Genomic DNA, 13,346 nt, shown 5'->3' with positions numbered 1-13,346 from the left:
GCGGCCTCCTTCACAGGCGATGCGTTATTATCCAGCGTTTGTCGGCAGAACCCGCCAAGATGTGCGTCAGATCGACACACAACGGCACATCGGGCCCGTTTTGCCCCACAGAACCTTTACGCACTCCCGCCGCACAACCCCTTTCTCCGGGGCGAGGTCCCAGCGAGCCGCCGGCCCGCCCCGACAGGACTATCCAACATGTTCGAAGTTTTCCGTCGGCATTTTTCGACCGACCTGGCCATTGACCTCGGCACGGCCAACACCCTGATTTATGTGCGTCACAAGGGCATCGTGCTGGACGAGCCCTCGGTCGTGTCCATCCGCCACGAAGGCGGCCCTCAGGGCAAAAAATCCATCCAGGCCGTGGGCCACGAGGCCAAGGCCATGCTGGGCAAGGTGCCCGGCAACATCGAGGCCATCCGCCCCATGAAAGACGGCGTGATCGCCGACTTCACGGTGACGGAGCAGATGCTCAAGCAGTTCATCAAGATGGTGCACCCGCGCTCCATGCTCAAGCCGAGCCCGCGCATCATCATCTGCGTGCCCTGCGGCTCCACCCAGGTCGAGCGCCGCGCCATCCGCGAAAGCGCCCTGGGCGCCGGTGCCTCCGAGGTCTACCTGATCGAAGAACCCATGGCCGCGGCCATCGGCGCTGGCCTGCCAGTGTCAGAAGCCTCCGGCTCGATGGTGGTGGACATCGGCGGTGGCACCACGGAAGTGGGCGTCATCTCGCTGGGCGGCATGGTCTACAAGGGCAGCGTGCGCGTGGGTGGCGACCGTTTCGACGAAGCCATCATCGCCTACATCCGCCGCAACTACGGCATGTTGATCGGAGAACCCACGGCCGAAGCCATCAAGAAGAGCATCGGCTCTGCCTTCCCCGGCTCCGAGGTCAAGGAAATGGAAGTCAAGGGCCGCAACCTCGCCGAAGGTGTGCCGCGCAGCTTCACCATCAGCAGCAACGAAATCCTCGAAGCGTTGACCGATCCGCTCAACAACATCGTCAGCGCCGTCAAGACCGCGCTGGAGCAGACCCCGCCCGAGCTGGGCGCCGACATCGCCGAGCGCGGCATGATGCTGACCGGTGGTGGCGCCATGTTGCGCGACCTCGACCGCCTGCTGGCCGAAGAAACCGGCCTGCCGGTGCTGGTGGCCGAAGACCCGCTGACCTGTGTGGTGCGCGGCTGCGGCATGGCGCTGGAGCGCATGGACCGCCTGGGCGGCAGCATCTTCACCAGCGAATAAGCGGGGTCCGAGGCCATGCCCCTGGGCACGCTGGACCGCACGCCACCGCCGTTCTTCAAGCAGGGCCCGTCGGCCCTGTCCAAACTCACCGTGCTCAGCGCGGTGGCCATTGCGCTGATGGTGGTGGACGCCCGATTCAAACTCGCCGAACCGGTGCGCAGCGGGGTCGCGACCGTCATCTACCCGCTGCAATGGCTGGTGATGCAGCCGGTCAAAGGCGCCAGCCTGGTGGCGGGTTACTTCACCAGCCTTCAGGCCGCGCAGAACAAACAGACCGAAGCCACCGAAGCCTTGGCTCGGCAGGCCATGCGGGCGGCGCAGGTGGAACTGCTGGCGCTGGAGAACCAGCGCCTGCGCGAATTGCTGGGCATTCAACAACGGCTGGCCACACCGTCGCAAGGCGCACAGGTGTTGTATGACGCAGGTGATCCCTACACCCGCAAAGTCATGATCGACCGTGGCACCGCCCAAGGCGTGGCGGCCGGTGCGCCGGTGCTGGATGGCCTCGGCGTGCTCGGTCAGGTGACCCGCGTCTACCCCCTGAACGCGGAAGTGACGCTGCTGACCGACCGCTCGCAAGCCATCTCGGTGATCAACACCCGTACCGGCGTGCGCAGCCTGGCCTATGGCATGCCCGGCACCGGGACCAGCGGGCTGGAGCTGCGCTTCATTGCCACCCACACCGACATCGAAGAAGGCGACCTCCTGAGCACCAGCGGGGTGGACGGCGTCTACCCCTCTGGCCTGCCGGTGGCCCGTGTCACCCGTGTGGAGCGTGAAACCAGCGCCGCCTTTGCCCACATCGAAGCCGAACCGGTGGCACACATGGATGCCGCCGTGCATGTGCTGGTGCTGCAACTGCCGCCCACCTCGCCCGAGCCGGGCGCAGCAGCCGCCAAGGGAGGCCGACCATGATCATGCGCCCCGGCCAACCGCTGCTGCTGCCGGCGAACCCACTGTTCATCTGGGGCAGCCTGCTGGCGGCCTTGGGCTTGAACATGATGCTCAACATGGGGGCCGCAGGCCGCGCGGCCTGGGTGCCCGATCTGCTGGCCCTGGCCCTGGTGTTCTGGAACGTGCACCAGCCCCTGCGCATCGGCGTGGGCGTGGCTTTTGCCTTTGGCTTGGCCATGGACGTGCACCTGGGCGCGCTCCTGGGCCAGCACGCCTTGGCCTACACGGCCATGAGCTTTCTGGCCGTCACCATGCACCGGCGGCTGCTGTGGTTCCCGGTGGGCGCGCAGACACTGCAGGTGTTGCCGCTGTTTGCCGCAGCACAGGTGTTGGAGTTGCTGGTGCGGCTGATGGCCGGGCACGGCTTGCCCGGCTGGTCCATCCTGCTGGGGCCCTTGCTGGAAACCCTGCTCTGGCCGCTGGCCAATGTGTTGTTGCTGGCACCCCAGCGACGCGCCCACGACCCCGACGACAACCGCCCGCTATGACGGACAGAGCCCCCACGCTCCGCCGCTGCGCGGGTCGCTGCCCCCCGAGGGGGCTGATTCGCCTTGGGGCGGCCCGGCGGCGAATCACACTCGCCATGGATCTTCGACCATGACCGAGCTGCGCAACGTCGAAGCCGAGCTCTCGCGCTTTCGCTTGCGGGTGCTGGTGGCCGGCTTGTTTGTGCTGCTGGCCTTTGGGCTGCTGGTTTCACGCATGGTGACGTTGCAGGTGCTGCGGCACGACCAGTTGTTGGCCCAGGCCGAGACCAACCGCACGGCGGTGCTGCCCGTGGTGCCCCACCGGGGTCAGATTCTGGACCGCAATGGCGTGGTGCTGGCCACCAACTACTCCGCCTACACACTGGAGATCACGCCCTCGCGGGTGCCCGATCTGGACGCCACGCTGGACGCGCTCGCCCAGGTGGTGGATATCCAGCCCCGTGATCGCAAGCGCTTCCAGCGCCTGCGTGAAGAATCCAAACGTTTCGACTCCCTGCCCATACGCACCCGCCTGACCGACGAGGAGGTGGCGCGCTTCACGGCGCAGCGCTACCGTTTTCCAGGGGTGGAGGTGCAGGCACGGTTGTTCCGCCAATACCCGCTGGGCGACCTGGCCAGCCATGTGGTGGGCTACATCGGCCGCATCAACCAGCGTGAAAAAGAAGCCATGGACGACTGGCCGGAAGAAGACCAGGCCAACTACCGTGGCACTGAATACATTGGCAAGCTGGGCATAGAACAGAGCTACGAACGCCAGTTGCACGGCCAGACCGGTTTTGAGCGTGTGGAGACGTCTGCCGGTGGGCGGGCGGTGCGCTCCTTGGCCAACACCCCGGCGCGGCCCGGGCAAACCGTGATCCTGTCGCTGGACATCAAGCTGCAAAAACTGGTGGAAGACATGTTCGGCCAGCGCCGTGGCGCGCTCGTCGCCATGGACCCGCGCAACGGCGAGGTGCTGGCCTTCGTGAGCAAGCCAACCTTCGATCCCAACCTGTTTGTCGAAGGCATCGACGTCGAGAACTGGCGCCTGCTCAACGAGTCGCTGGACAAACCCCTGCTCAACCGCGCCCTGCGCGGCACCTACCCGCCCGGTTCCACCTACAAACCCTTCATGGCCCTGGCCGCGCTGGAGACCGGCAAGCGCACCACGACCAGCATCACCCACGACCCCGGCTACTGGATGTTTGGCAACCACCGCTTCCGCAGCCACGGGGACCACGGCCTGGGTGCGGTGGACCTGCACCGCAGCATCGTCTCGTCCAGCAACGTGTACTACTACGCGCTGGCCAACGACATGGGTGTGGACATGATCCACGACTTCATGAAGCCCCTGGGCCTGGGGCAAATCACCGGCATCGACCTCAAAGGCGAGGTGCGTGGTGTCTTGCCCAGCCAAGCCTGGAAACGAGGCAACTACAAGAAGCCGGAACAGCAACGCTGGTACGCAGGCGAAACCATCTCGCTGGGCATTGGCCAGGGCTACAACAGCTTCACCATGCTGCAGCTCACACAGGCCATGTCGGTGTTGGCCAACCAGGGTGTCAAACACAAGCCCCGGTTGGCCGTGGCCACCGAAGACCCGGTGCTGCGCACGCGCATCCCGCTTCCAGCCGAGGCGCCCGAGAACCTGAACCACAAACCCGAGCACGTCGCGGCCGTGCTGCGCGCCATGGAAGGGGTGACCACCAACGGCACCTCGACCCGCGTGTTCGCCGGTGCGCCCTACCGCAGCGGTGGCAAAACCGGCACGGCGCAGGCCGTCACCATCGGCCAGAAAGACAAGTACGACGCGCGGCGCATGGAAGAACACCAGCGCGACCACTCGCTGTACCTGGCCTTTGCCCCCTTGGACAAGCCGCAGGTGGCGCTGGCCGTGGTGGTGGAAAACGCGGGTTTTGGCGCCGCACACGCCGCCCCCATGGCGCGCCGTGTGTTCGACTACCTGCTGCTGGGCCACTACCCCAGCGAAGAGGACATGGCGGCCGTGAGCAAAGGCCAGGCCGCCGCGCCGATCGGCAAACCGCGTCTGGCCAGCGACATCAGCCTGGGTCCGCAGCCCTGATGCTCAGGCGCTTGCACGCTCGACCAAGCTGAATCCAATATCGAGAATCGGCTGATCGACCGATCGCCCCTCTACGCGATCGACGATGTACTGCGCCGCCGTCTGACCGATGCGGGTGCCATCGATGCGTACCGTTGTGAGCGCGGGTTGCAAGCTGGCGGCGAAATCCAGATCGCCCAGCCCCACCACCGCGAGTTGGTCCGGCACGGCAAGTCCTCGCGTCTGCGCCTCAATCAGAACCCCGAGCGCCAACATATCTGAGGTGCAGAAAACAGCATCGGTGAGTGGGTGCGCGTCAAGCAAAGCCGCCAGTCCCGCACGTCCCTGCGCTAGCGTGGTGGGCGCGGGGACCAGATGCACGGGAGCCGACACGGCCCAGCCCAACAACTGAGCCATGTGCTTGAACCCTTTCGCACGCCGCTGTGCTCGCTCGTCGTCGCCACACAAAAGCGCCGGCACACGGTAACCCTTGCGATGCAGGTAGGCGCACACCGCTTCACCAATGCGCTCGTTGGAGAAGCCCACCAACATGTCCAGCGGCGAAGCAGTCAAATCCCAGGTCTCGACCACTGGAATGCCCGCAGACAACAAACGGCGGCGGCTGTTCGGTGAACGCAGGATACCGGTCAACACGATACCGTCGGGCCGCCGACGCAGAACGGCGTGCAGGAGTTCATCTTCGCCGTCGGGGCCGTAGCCTCCTTGGCCAATCATGAGCTGATAGCCGCGCTCGGCCAATGCCTGATTGAGCGCGCGCACCATCTCTTGAAACACCGGGCCGGTCAGGGTGGGCAACACGGCCGCCACCAGCCGCGCCCGCGCCGATCGCAGGCTGCCGGCGGTGGCATTGGGCACAAAACCGGTGTGCCGCACGACCTCCAGCACCCGCTCACGCATCGCTTGTGACACCCGATCGGGTTGGTTGATGGCCCGCGAAACCGTCATGGACGACACGCCGGCCAACCGCGCAATGTCATGAATAGTTAAGGCTTGCACCATGAGATAACGATATCACAGGCAGCTTGGCTTTGCCTCCATGAAATCTTTGACTTTTGATAGCGAACTTTCGGGTTATTACCTAGATTTCAATGGGGCATTTTTCGTTAATCTCTCAAATTGTTATCGATAACAAATTATGGGAACTTCCTCCAACTCAAACACCCCGACGGTCTCGTCCATGCGCATCATCCCGGTCGCCGGCCGGGACGGCATGCTGCTCAACCTCTCGGGCGCCCATGCGCCCTTTTTCACCCGCAACATCGTCATCGTCACCGACAACGCCGGGCACACCGGTCTGGGCGAGGTGCCCGGTGGCGAGAAGATCCGCCAGACGCTGGAGGACGCGCGGGCCGTGGTCGAAGGCCGGTCCATCGGTGCGCTGCAAGCCATCCTCAACGACATGCGCGTGCGCTTCGCCGACCGTGACAGCGGTGGCCGTGGCCTGCAGACCTTCGACCTGCGTACCACCATCCACGCCGTCACGGCCGTGGAGTCGGCCCTGCTGGACCTGATGGGCCAGCACCTGGGCGTGCCGGTGGCGGCCTTGTTGGGCGAGGGCCAGCAACGCGACGCGGTGTTGATGCTGGGCTACCTGTTCTTCGTGGGCGACCGCCTGAAAACGGACCTCCCCTACGCGAGCGAGCCCGACAACGCGGACGACTGGTGCCGCCTGCGCCACGAAACCGCGATGACCCCCGAGGCCATCGTGCGCCTGGCCGAGGCGGCGCAAAAACGCTACGGCTTCCAGGACTTCAAGCTCAAGGGCGGGGTGCTCGCGGGTGACGCCGAGGTCGAGGCCGTGACCGCTCTGCGCGCGCGTTTCCCCGAAGCCCGCGTCACCCTGGACCCCAATGGCGGCTGGCTGTTGAAAGACGCCATCCGGCTGGGCCAGAAGATGCGCGGCGTGGTGGCCTACGCTGAAGACCCGTGCGGCGCCGAAGACGGCTTCAGTGGTCGCGAGGTGATGGCCGAATTCCGCCGCGCCACCGGCCTGCCCACGGCCACCAACATGGTGGCCACCGACTGGCGCCAGATGGCCCATTCGCTGGCGCTGCAAAGTGTGGACATCCCGCTGGCCGACCCCCATTTTTGGACCATGGCGGGCAGCGTGCGCGTGGCGCAATCCTGCCGCGACTGGGGCCTGACCTGGGGCTCACACTCCAACAACCACTTCGACGTTTCGCTGGCCATGTTCACCCACGTGGGCGCGGCCGCGCCGGGCAAGGTCACGGCCATCGACACCCACTGGATCTGGCAGGACGGCCAGCGCCTGACCAAAGACCCGCTGAAGATCGAAGGTGGCTACGTAAAGGTGCCGAAGAGGCCCGGCCTGGGCATAGAGATCGACATGGCCGAGGTCGCGAAGGCCCACCAGCTCTACCAACAACATGGCCTGGGCGCGCGCGACGACGCCATGGCCATGCAGTACCTGATCCCGGGCTGGACGTTCGACCACAAACGGCCTTGCCTGGTGCGCTGAACCGATTTTTCACACGTCATCACAAGGAGGAGACCCCATGACACACACCACCCTGCGCCAACTGGCCTTGGCCGCTGCCGCTGCCCTCGTTTGCCATACTGCCAATGCTGCCGAGACATTGCGCCTGGCCCACGGCCTCAACGACACACACCCAGTACACAAGGCCATGGAGCGTTTTGCCGAACTGGCCAAACAAAAAACCAAGGGCGAGGTCGAGATCAAAATTTTCCCCAACGGTACCCTGGGTGGAGAACGTGAAACCCTGGAGCAGGTGCAGAACGGCGTGCTGGAGATGACCAAGGCCAGTGCCTCGCCGCTCGAAACCTTCGCGCCTGAGTACAAAGTCTTCAACCTGCCTTTCGTGTTCCGCGACAAAACACACTTCTTCAAAGTGTTGGACGGTCAAGTGGGTGCGAACATCCTGGCCTCCTCGCGTGCGCGTGGCTTCATCGGGCTGGCGTTCTATGACTCGGGTGCGCGCAGCTTCTACGCCAAGAAGCCCATCACCAGTCCTGACGACCTCAAGGGCATGAAAATCCGCGTGCAACAAAGCCCCACCACCATCAAGATGATTCAGGCCTTGGGCGCATCGCCCACGCCCATGCCCTGGGGGGAGGTCTACCCGGCCTTGCAGGCGGGCGTGGTGGACGGTGCGGAAAACAATGTGACGGCGCTGACCAGCGGCCGTCACGGTGAAGTCAGCAAGTTCTTCTCCGTCACGGAGCACCAGATGGTGCCGGACGTGCTGGTGATCTCCACCGCCAAGTGGGACTCGCTCAAGAAGCCGGTGCAGGACGCGCTGCGTGAAGCGGCCCAAGAGTCCTTTGTCTACCAGCGCCAGCTGTGGGCCGATGCCGAAAAAGCCGAGACCACAGCCGCAGAAAAGATGGGGGTGAAGTTCAACACCCCGTCCAAGGCCGCCTTTGTGACCAAGGTTCAACCCATGATGGACGCCGAGCGCAAGAACGCCAAGATTGCCGGACTGCTGGACCAGATCGAGGCCACCCGCTGACCTGACCACGAGACCCGCCGGTGGCCCTGCGGGTCTCTCGCCGCCACAGGAGAAAATCCCATGCTCAACACCTTGCGCACAGGCGTGGACCGACTGCTACAAGCCGCCCTCGTCTTGTGTTTCGCTGTTCTGTCATTTTGTGTGCTGTGGCAGGTCTTCACCCGCTACGTGCTCAACGACCCATCGACATTCACCGAAGAGGTGTCGCGTTTTGCTGTCATCTGGCTCAGCCTACTGGGCACTGCCTATGCCTGCGGGAAGCTTGAGCACATGGCCTATGACATGTGGGCAGCCAAGCTCAGCGGCCCTGCACTGCTGCGCCACATGCAGATGGTGGCCTTGATCGTGCTGCTGTTTGTCGTCGCCGTTTTCGTCTACGGCGGCGGTAAGCTGGTACTGCGTGCACATGAGGTCGAACAACTGTCGGCCACACTGGAGGTGCCCATGTCGTGGGTCTACGCCTGCATCCCACTGTCGGGCCTGTGCATGACTTTCTACCAGCTCGCCATCCTGATCGCCCCCGAGCGTTTCAAGGCTCCCGATGAGGTGAAGGACGCACTCGACCACGCCGAAAAGGAGATCGCCGCATGACCATAGCACTGCTTATTTTGGGCGTCGTCTTCACCGTTTTGCTGCTGATCGGCGTACCGGTCAGCTTCTGCATTGGCATCGGCACCCTGATCGCACTGTTGACGGTGACGCCCACCATTGACACGGCGCTGATCGTCTCGGCGCAGCGCATCGCCTCCAGTCTGGACAATTTCACCTTGGTCGCCATTCCATTGTTCATCCTGGCCGGCAGCCTCATGAACACCGGCGGGATCGCCCACCGACTGATTGACCTGGCCAAAGCGCTGGTGGGCTGGCTGCCTGGTTCGCTGGCCCACATCTCAGTAGTGGCCAATGCGCTGTTTGGCGCGATCTCCGGCTCCGCCGTGGCCAGCGCGGCCACCGTGGGCGCCACGCTGTCGCCATTGCAACGCAAGGCAGGCTACAACATGCCCATCTGCGCTGCAGCCAACGTGGCAGCCTCGCCCTGCGGCTTGTTGATCCCGCCTTCTGGCGCGCTCATCGTCTATTCATTGATTTCAGGCGGTACGCCCATCGATGTGTTGTTTGTGGCAGGTTATATCCCCGGCCTGATGATGGGCGGTGCCGTCATGTTGTGGCTGGCCGTGTTGGCCGCTCGGGGCGACTTGCCGCGCGACGTGCGTCGCTACGGGCTGGGGGAATCGGTGCAAATTTTTCTGCGCGCCCTGCCGGCACTGGCCATGATTTTTATCGTCATGGGTGGCATCGTCGGGGGCATTTTCACCGCCACCGAGGCCGCTGGGGTGGCCGCGTTCTACACCCTGCTGCTGAGCCTGGCCTACCGCAGCCTGAGTTTGGGCAACCTGCTCAAGGGCATGCTCAACGCCGCCGTGGGCACCGCCGTGGTGATGCTGATGGTGGGGGTGTCAATGACCATGTCGTGGCTACTGGCCAGCACCGGCTCGGTGCAGGCTCTGGGCAACGCCATCATTGAGTTGTCGTCCAACCCTTGGGTGTTGCTGTTGCTGCTCAACGTGTTGCTGTTGCTGTTGGGCACCTTCCTGGACATCACACCCGGCCTGCTGATCTTCACCCCCATTTTTCTGCCGGTGGCAGTCAAACTGGGCATCTCGCCGGTGCACTTCGGCATCATCATCACGTTCAACCTGTGCATAGGCTTGGCCACCCCACCAGTGGGCAGCACCTTGTTTGTGGCCGCACGCACCGCCAAGGTGCCGCTGGCCGCACTCACGCGGCCCCTGCTGCCCATGTTTGCTTTCCTCATCCTGGCCCTTGGGCTGGTCACTTTTATCCCCGCCTTGTCGCTCTGGCTGCCTGAACTGCTGCTGGGCAAAACCGGCTGAAATCATCCCTCATGCGGCTCGACCAACCTCCCGTCTTCTCGCTCCACGCCCACCACGGCAACCACCTCAAACTCAGCAGCCCCGAAGGCCACACAGCCCACGTCTTTGTGCTCGAAGACGACATCGTGAGGTTGATGGTGCTGCCGGGTGGTCACGTGCACATGCCACGCACCTGGGCCGTCGCGCCGGGGCTGACCGATCTCCCGCCTGAAGGCCGTGACCGTTTCGACCTCAGCGGCTTCGCGCTGCCCCGCTTTGAACTGGAACAGGCAGATGGCGAGCTGAGCGTCTGTACCCGACAGGTGCGCCTGCGTATCCGCCTGGCTGGCCTTCACTGCAGTTGGGACACCCGTTGCGACGATGGCTCATGGCAAACCGTGTTGCGTGATCGTGCCACCCAGGCCTACAACTTCGGCTGGTGGGACCAGCGTGTGTACCACTACGTGCAGCGCGAGCCAGGTGAGCGGTACTACGGCCTGGGCGAGCGTGCGGGCGAAGCCAACCGCGCAGGCCAGCGCTACCGCATGTGCAACCTCGACCCCATGGGCTACAGCGCACGCCACACGGACCCACTCTACAAGCACATTCCCTTCTATATCACCCGCAGCCAAGGCGAGGCCTGCGCCAGCCACGGCCTGTTCTACGACACACTGGCCGAATGTGTGTTCGACATGGGACGTGAGATGGACAACTACCACGGCCCCTACCGGCACTTCGTCGCCGAACACGGTGACCTGGATCTGTACTTCATTGCAGGTGCGCAGCCAGCCGATATCACGCGCCGCTACACCTGGCTGACCGGGCGGCCCGCCTTTGCGCCGCGTCATGCCCTGGGGTACTCGGGCTCCACCATGGGCTACACCGACGCGCCGGATGCGCACGCGCGCATGGACGACTTCCTGCAGCGCTGCGCCGAACACGACATCCCCTGCGACTCCTTCCACCTGTCCTCAGGCTACACCTCGATTGGGAAAAAGCGCTACGTCTTCCATTGGAACCGCGAAAAGTTTCCCGACCCCGCAGGCTTCGTGCAGCGCTGGCGCGATCACGGCGTGCAGCTGTGCGCCAACATCAAACCGGCGTTGCTGCGGGACCATCCGCGTTTTGCCGAAGCGTCCCAGGCCGGGCTGCTGGTGCAGGACCCGGACGGCCAGCCCACGGCCACACAGTTCTGGGACGACTCCGGCGCATACCTGGACTTCACCCAGCCCGCCACCATCACCTGGTGGAAGGCCTGCGTGACAGAAAGCCTGCTGGAGATGGGCGTAGCCGCCACTTGGAACGACAACAACGAGTACGAAATCTGGAGCGCCCAGGCACGCATCCATGGCTTCGGTCAGCCTCGCGCCGCACGCGAGGCGCGGCCCTTGCAAACGCTGCTGATGATGCAGGCCTCGCATTCGGCGCAGGCGGCGTTTTCGCCGGATGAGCGGCCATGGCTGGTGTCGCGCTCGGGCATGCCAGGCATGCAGCGCTATGTGCAGACTTGGTCGGGCGACAACCGCACCTCTTGGGAAACACTGCGCTACAACATACGCATGGGTCTGGGCCTGGCGATATCAGGCATCTCCCACACCGGACACGATGTCGGGGGGTTTTCCGGCCCAGCGCCCGATCCGGAGCTGTGGCTGCGATGGGTGCAGTTCGGCATATTCATGCCGCGTTTTTCTATCCACTCATGGAACGATGACGGCAGCGTCAACGAACCCTGGATGTACCCACAAACCACACCGGCAGTGCGTGGGCTGATGCAGTTTCGCTGCCGCCTGATGCCCTACCTCTACCACCTGCTGTGGCGCTACCACAGCGCCTATGAGCCAATGATCCGGCCAACCTGGCACGATTTTCCAGCCGACGCGCAATGCGACGAAGAGAACGATGACATGCTGTTGGGGCCAGACCTGCTGGTAGCAGCCGTGGTGGAGCCGGGACAGCGCGAGCGCCGCGTCTGGCTGCCGGGCCAAGGCGGCTGGTACGACTGGCGCAGCGGCGCGCTCCACACCGCCGGTCAGTGGATCACTTTGGCCGCCCCACTCGATGGACCCCCGCCTTTGTTGGCACGGGAGGGCTGCGCGATTCCACTCAACACGGCACAAGCGGGCTTTCGCCGCACCGAGGACGAGCGTGGTTTCCGAGTCTTTCCGTTTCAGCACATCGGTGATTTCGAATCATTCTGCTTCGAAGACGATGGCCTTAGCAACGCTGCTCTTGCTGGGCAACACGGTCACTGGCGGGTGCGGGTCAGCAGCCAAACACAATGCCTGCGCATCGAGGTCCATCGCCTTGGCCCACTGCCCCCCACACAACACACGCTGTCCCTGTGGCTACCGCCGGACGAAAACCGCCCCGTTGAACTGGTAGGGGCATGCCTGCAGAGCGAGCAACACGACACCGACCAGTGGCGCCGTTTGGACATCCGCGTTGTCCAATGATTGAAGCAATCAGCGCAGGTAGGCGTCAAACCCGGTCTTGAGGATGAGTGCGCTGACCACCACAATGAACACGCCGCGCACAAAACCCGCGCCGTGTTTGAGCGCCAGGCGTGTGCCGAGCACGCTGCCCAGCACATTGGCCACCGCCATCACCAACGCAAAGTGCCACCACACGTGGCCCTTCCACGCAAACAACATCAGGGCCGAGGCGTTGCTGGCGGTGTTGAGCAGTTTGGCCGATGCGCTGGCGTTCAAAAAGTCGTAGCCCAGCCAGCGCACAAACAGGAAGACGAAGAAGCTACCGGTGCCGGGGCCAAAAAAGCCGTCGTAGAAGCCGATGACCAGCCCCAGCGTGCTGGCCGCCAGGGCCTCGCGGGCACCCACAAAACGCGGCGTGTGGTGGCGCCCCAGTTCTTTTTTGAGCAGGGTGTAGATCAGCACCAGCACCAAAATCGCGGGCAGCACCTTGCGCAGGAACTCGGGCGATATGACCGTGACTGTCCAGGCCCCGGCAAGCGAGCCGGCAAAACACACGGCCACCGCGGGCAGCAAGGCGCGCCAGCGCAGGTCCACCCGGTTGGCGTATTGCCAGGTGGCCGCTGCGGTGCCCCACACCGAAGCGCCTTTGTTGGTACCAAACAGCGTGGCCGGATGAGCCGCAGGAAAGGTGGCGAACAGCGCTGGCACCAGCACCAGGCCGCCGCCTCCCACAATCGAATCCACAAAACCAGCCAGACCCGAGGCCAGCGTCACCACAATCCATTCCATGGGAAGGATTG

The 13,346-nt window shown here is 64.2% G+C and carries 11 protein-coding genes; 9 read left to right on the top strand and 2 right to left on the bottom strand.

Annotated features, from left to right (window positions below):
* The first annotated feature begins 198 nt into the window (after positions 1-198).
* The 4 genes from ACFQU0_RS08985 (at position 199) to mrdA (ending at position 4,749) form a co-directional block, all read left to right on the top strand.
* On the top strand, positions 199-1,245 hold the full coding sequence (locus ACFQU0_RS08985) for a rod shape-determining protein (protein ID WP_382199913.1): 1,047 nt from the start codon (positions 199-201) through the stop codon (positions 1,243-1,245).
* 15 nt (positions 1,246-1,260) lie between these two features.
* A complete protein-coding gene (gene mreC, locus ACFQU0_RS08980) occupies positions 1,261-2,160 on the top strand; it encodes a rod shape-determining protein MreC (protein WP_382199911.1) in 900 nt (299 codons plus the stop codon).
* Entirely contained in the window at positions 2,157-2,687 is a 531-nt protein-coding gene (gene mreD / locus ACFQU0_RS08975; RefSeq protein ID WP_382199909.1) for a rod shape-determining protein MreD, read from the top strand. Before mreC ends, mreD begins: the two co-directional genes overlap by 4 nt.
* A gap of 109 nt (positions 2,688-2,796) precedes the next feature.
* Positions 2,797-4,749 (top strand): penicillin-binding protein 2, encoded by a 1,953-nt coding sequence (gene mrdA / locus ACFQU0_RS08970; RefSeq protein WP_382199907.1) that lies wholly within the window; start codon positions 2,797-2,799, stop codon positions 4,747-4,749.
* Positions 4,750-4,752: 3 nt separating this feature from the next.
* On the opposite strand, the gene ACFQU0_RS08965 is transcribed toward mrdA, so the two are convergent.
* Complete coding sequence (locus ACFQU0_RS08965; RefSeq protein ID WP_382199905.1) at positions 4,753-5,748, bottom strand: LacI family DNA-binding transcriptional regulator; 996 nt, start codon at positions 5,746-5,748, stop codon at positions 4,753-4,755.
* A gap of 136 nt (positions 5,749-5,884) precedes the next feature.
* Here ACFQU0_RS08965 and gudD point away from each other — a divergent pair, with 136 nt between their 5' ends.
* The 5 genes from gudD to ACFQU0_RS08940 are packed head-to-tail and all read left to right on the top strand — an operon-like array spanning position 5,885 to position 12,567.
* Positions 5,885-7,228 (top strand): glucarate dehydratase, encoded by a 1,344-nt coding sequence (gudD, locus tag ACFQU0_RS08960; protein WP_382199903.1) that lies wholly within the window; start codon positions 5,885-5,887, stop codon positions 7,226-7,228.
* A 37-nt stretch (positions 7,229-7,265) separates the two neighbouring features.
* Positions 7,266-8,240 carry a TRAP transporter substrate-binding protein gene (locus ACFQU0_RS08955; RefSeq protein ID WP_382199902.1) on the top strand — a complete coding sequence of 325 codons (975 nt, stop codon included), beginning with the start codon at positions 7,266-7,268 and terminating at the stop codon, positions 8,238-8,240.
* 60 nt (positions 8,241-8,300) lie between these two features.
* Positions 8,301-8,831 carry a TRAP transporter small permease gene (locus ACFQU0_RS08950; RefSeq protein WP_382199901.1) on the top strand — a complete coding sequence of 177 codons (531 nt, stop codon included), beginning with the start codon at positions 8,301-8,303 and terminating at the stop codon, positions 8,829-8,831.
* A complete protein-coding gene (locus ACFQU0_RS08945; RefSeq protein WP_382199900.1) occupies positions 8,828-10,135 on the top strand; it encodes a TRAP transporter large permease in 1,308 nt (435 codons plus the stop codon). The genes ACFQU0_RS08950 and ACFQU0_RS08945 overlap by 4 nt, the downstream gene beginning before the upstream one ends.
* Before the next feature lie 11 nt (positions 10,136-10,146).
* Positions 10,147-12,567, top strand: a complete 2,421-nt coding sequence (locus ACFQU0_RS08940) for a glycoside hydrolase family 31 protein (protein ID WP_382199898.1) — start codon at positions 10,147-10,149, stop codon at positions 12,565-12,567.
* A 9-nt stretch (positions 12,568-12,576) separates the two neighbouring features.
* On the opposite strand, the gene ACFQU0_RS08935 is transcribed toward ACFQU0_RS08940, so the two are convergent.
* The gene (locus tag ACFQU0_RS08935) at positions 12,577-13,335 is read right to left on the bottom strand and encodes a sulfite exporter TauE/SafE family protein (protein WP_382199896.1); all 759 of its coding nucleotides are present in this window, start codon (positions 13,333-13,335) and stop codon (positions 12,577-12,579) included.
* Between the last annotated feature and the right edge of the window lie 11 nt (positions 13,336-13,346).

Source organism: Hydrogenophaga defluvii (genome assembly GCF_042665235.1).
Classification (GTDB): domain Bacteria; phylum Pseudomonadota; class Gammaproteobacteria; order Burkholderiales; family Burkholderiaceae_C; genus Hydrogenophaga; species Hydrogenophaga defluvii_A.
The sequence above is the reverse complement of the archived record's forward strand: the minus strand, read 5'-3'. Positions and strand labels throughout refer to the sequence as shown.

Excerpts from the sequence above, each read along its gene's own strand:
- ACFQU0_RS08945 (WP_382199900.1), top strand. The coding sequence starts at position 8,828 with ATGACCATAGCACTGCTTATTTTGGGCGTCGTCTTCACCGTTTTGCTG.
- ACFQU0_RS08935 (WP_382199896.1), bottom strand. The coding sequence starts at position 13,335 with ATGGAATGGATTGTGGTGACGCTGGCCTCGGGTCTGGCTGGTTTTGTG.
- gudD (WP_382199903.1), top strand. The coding sequence starts at position 5,885 with ATGGGAACTTCCTCCAACTCAAACACCCCGACGGTCTCGTCCATGCGC.
- mrdA (WP_382199907.1), top strand. The coding sequence starts at position 2,797 with ATGACCGAGCTGCGCAACGTCGAAGCCGAGCTCTCGCGCTTTCGCTTG.
- mreC (WP_382199911.1), top strand. The coding sequence starts at position 1,261 with ATGCCCCTGGGCACGCTGGACCGCACGCCACCGCCGTTCTTCAAGCAG.
- ACFQU0_RS08985 (WP_382199913.1), top strand. The coding sequence starts at position 199 with ATGTTCGAAGTTTTCCGTCGGCATTTTTCGACCGACCTGGCCATTGAC.
- ACFQU0_RS08950 (WP_382199901.1), top strand. The coding sequence starts at position 8,301 with ATGCTCAACACCTTGCGCACAGGCGTGGACCGACTGCTACAAGCCGCC.
- ACFQU0_RS08965 (WP_382199905.1), bottom strand. The coding sequence starts at position 5,748 with ATGGTGCAAGCCTTAACTATTCATGACATTGCGCGGTTGGCCGGCGTG.
- mreD (WP_382199909.1), top strand. The coding sequence starts at position 2,157 with ATGATCATGCGCCCCGGCCAACCGCTGCTGCTGCCGGCGAACCCACTG.
- ACFQU0_RS08955 (WP_382199902.1), top strand. The coding sequence starts at position 7,266 with ATGACACACACCACCCTGCGCCAACTGGCCTTGGCCGCTGCCGCTGCC.
- ACFQU0_RS08940 (WP_382199898.1), top strand. The coding sequence starts at position 10,147 with ATGCGGCTCGACCAACCTCCCGTCTTCTCGCTCCACGCCCACCACGGC.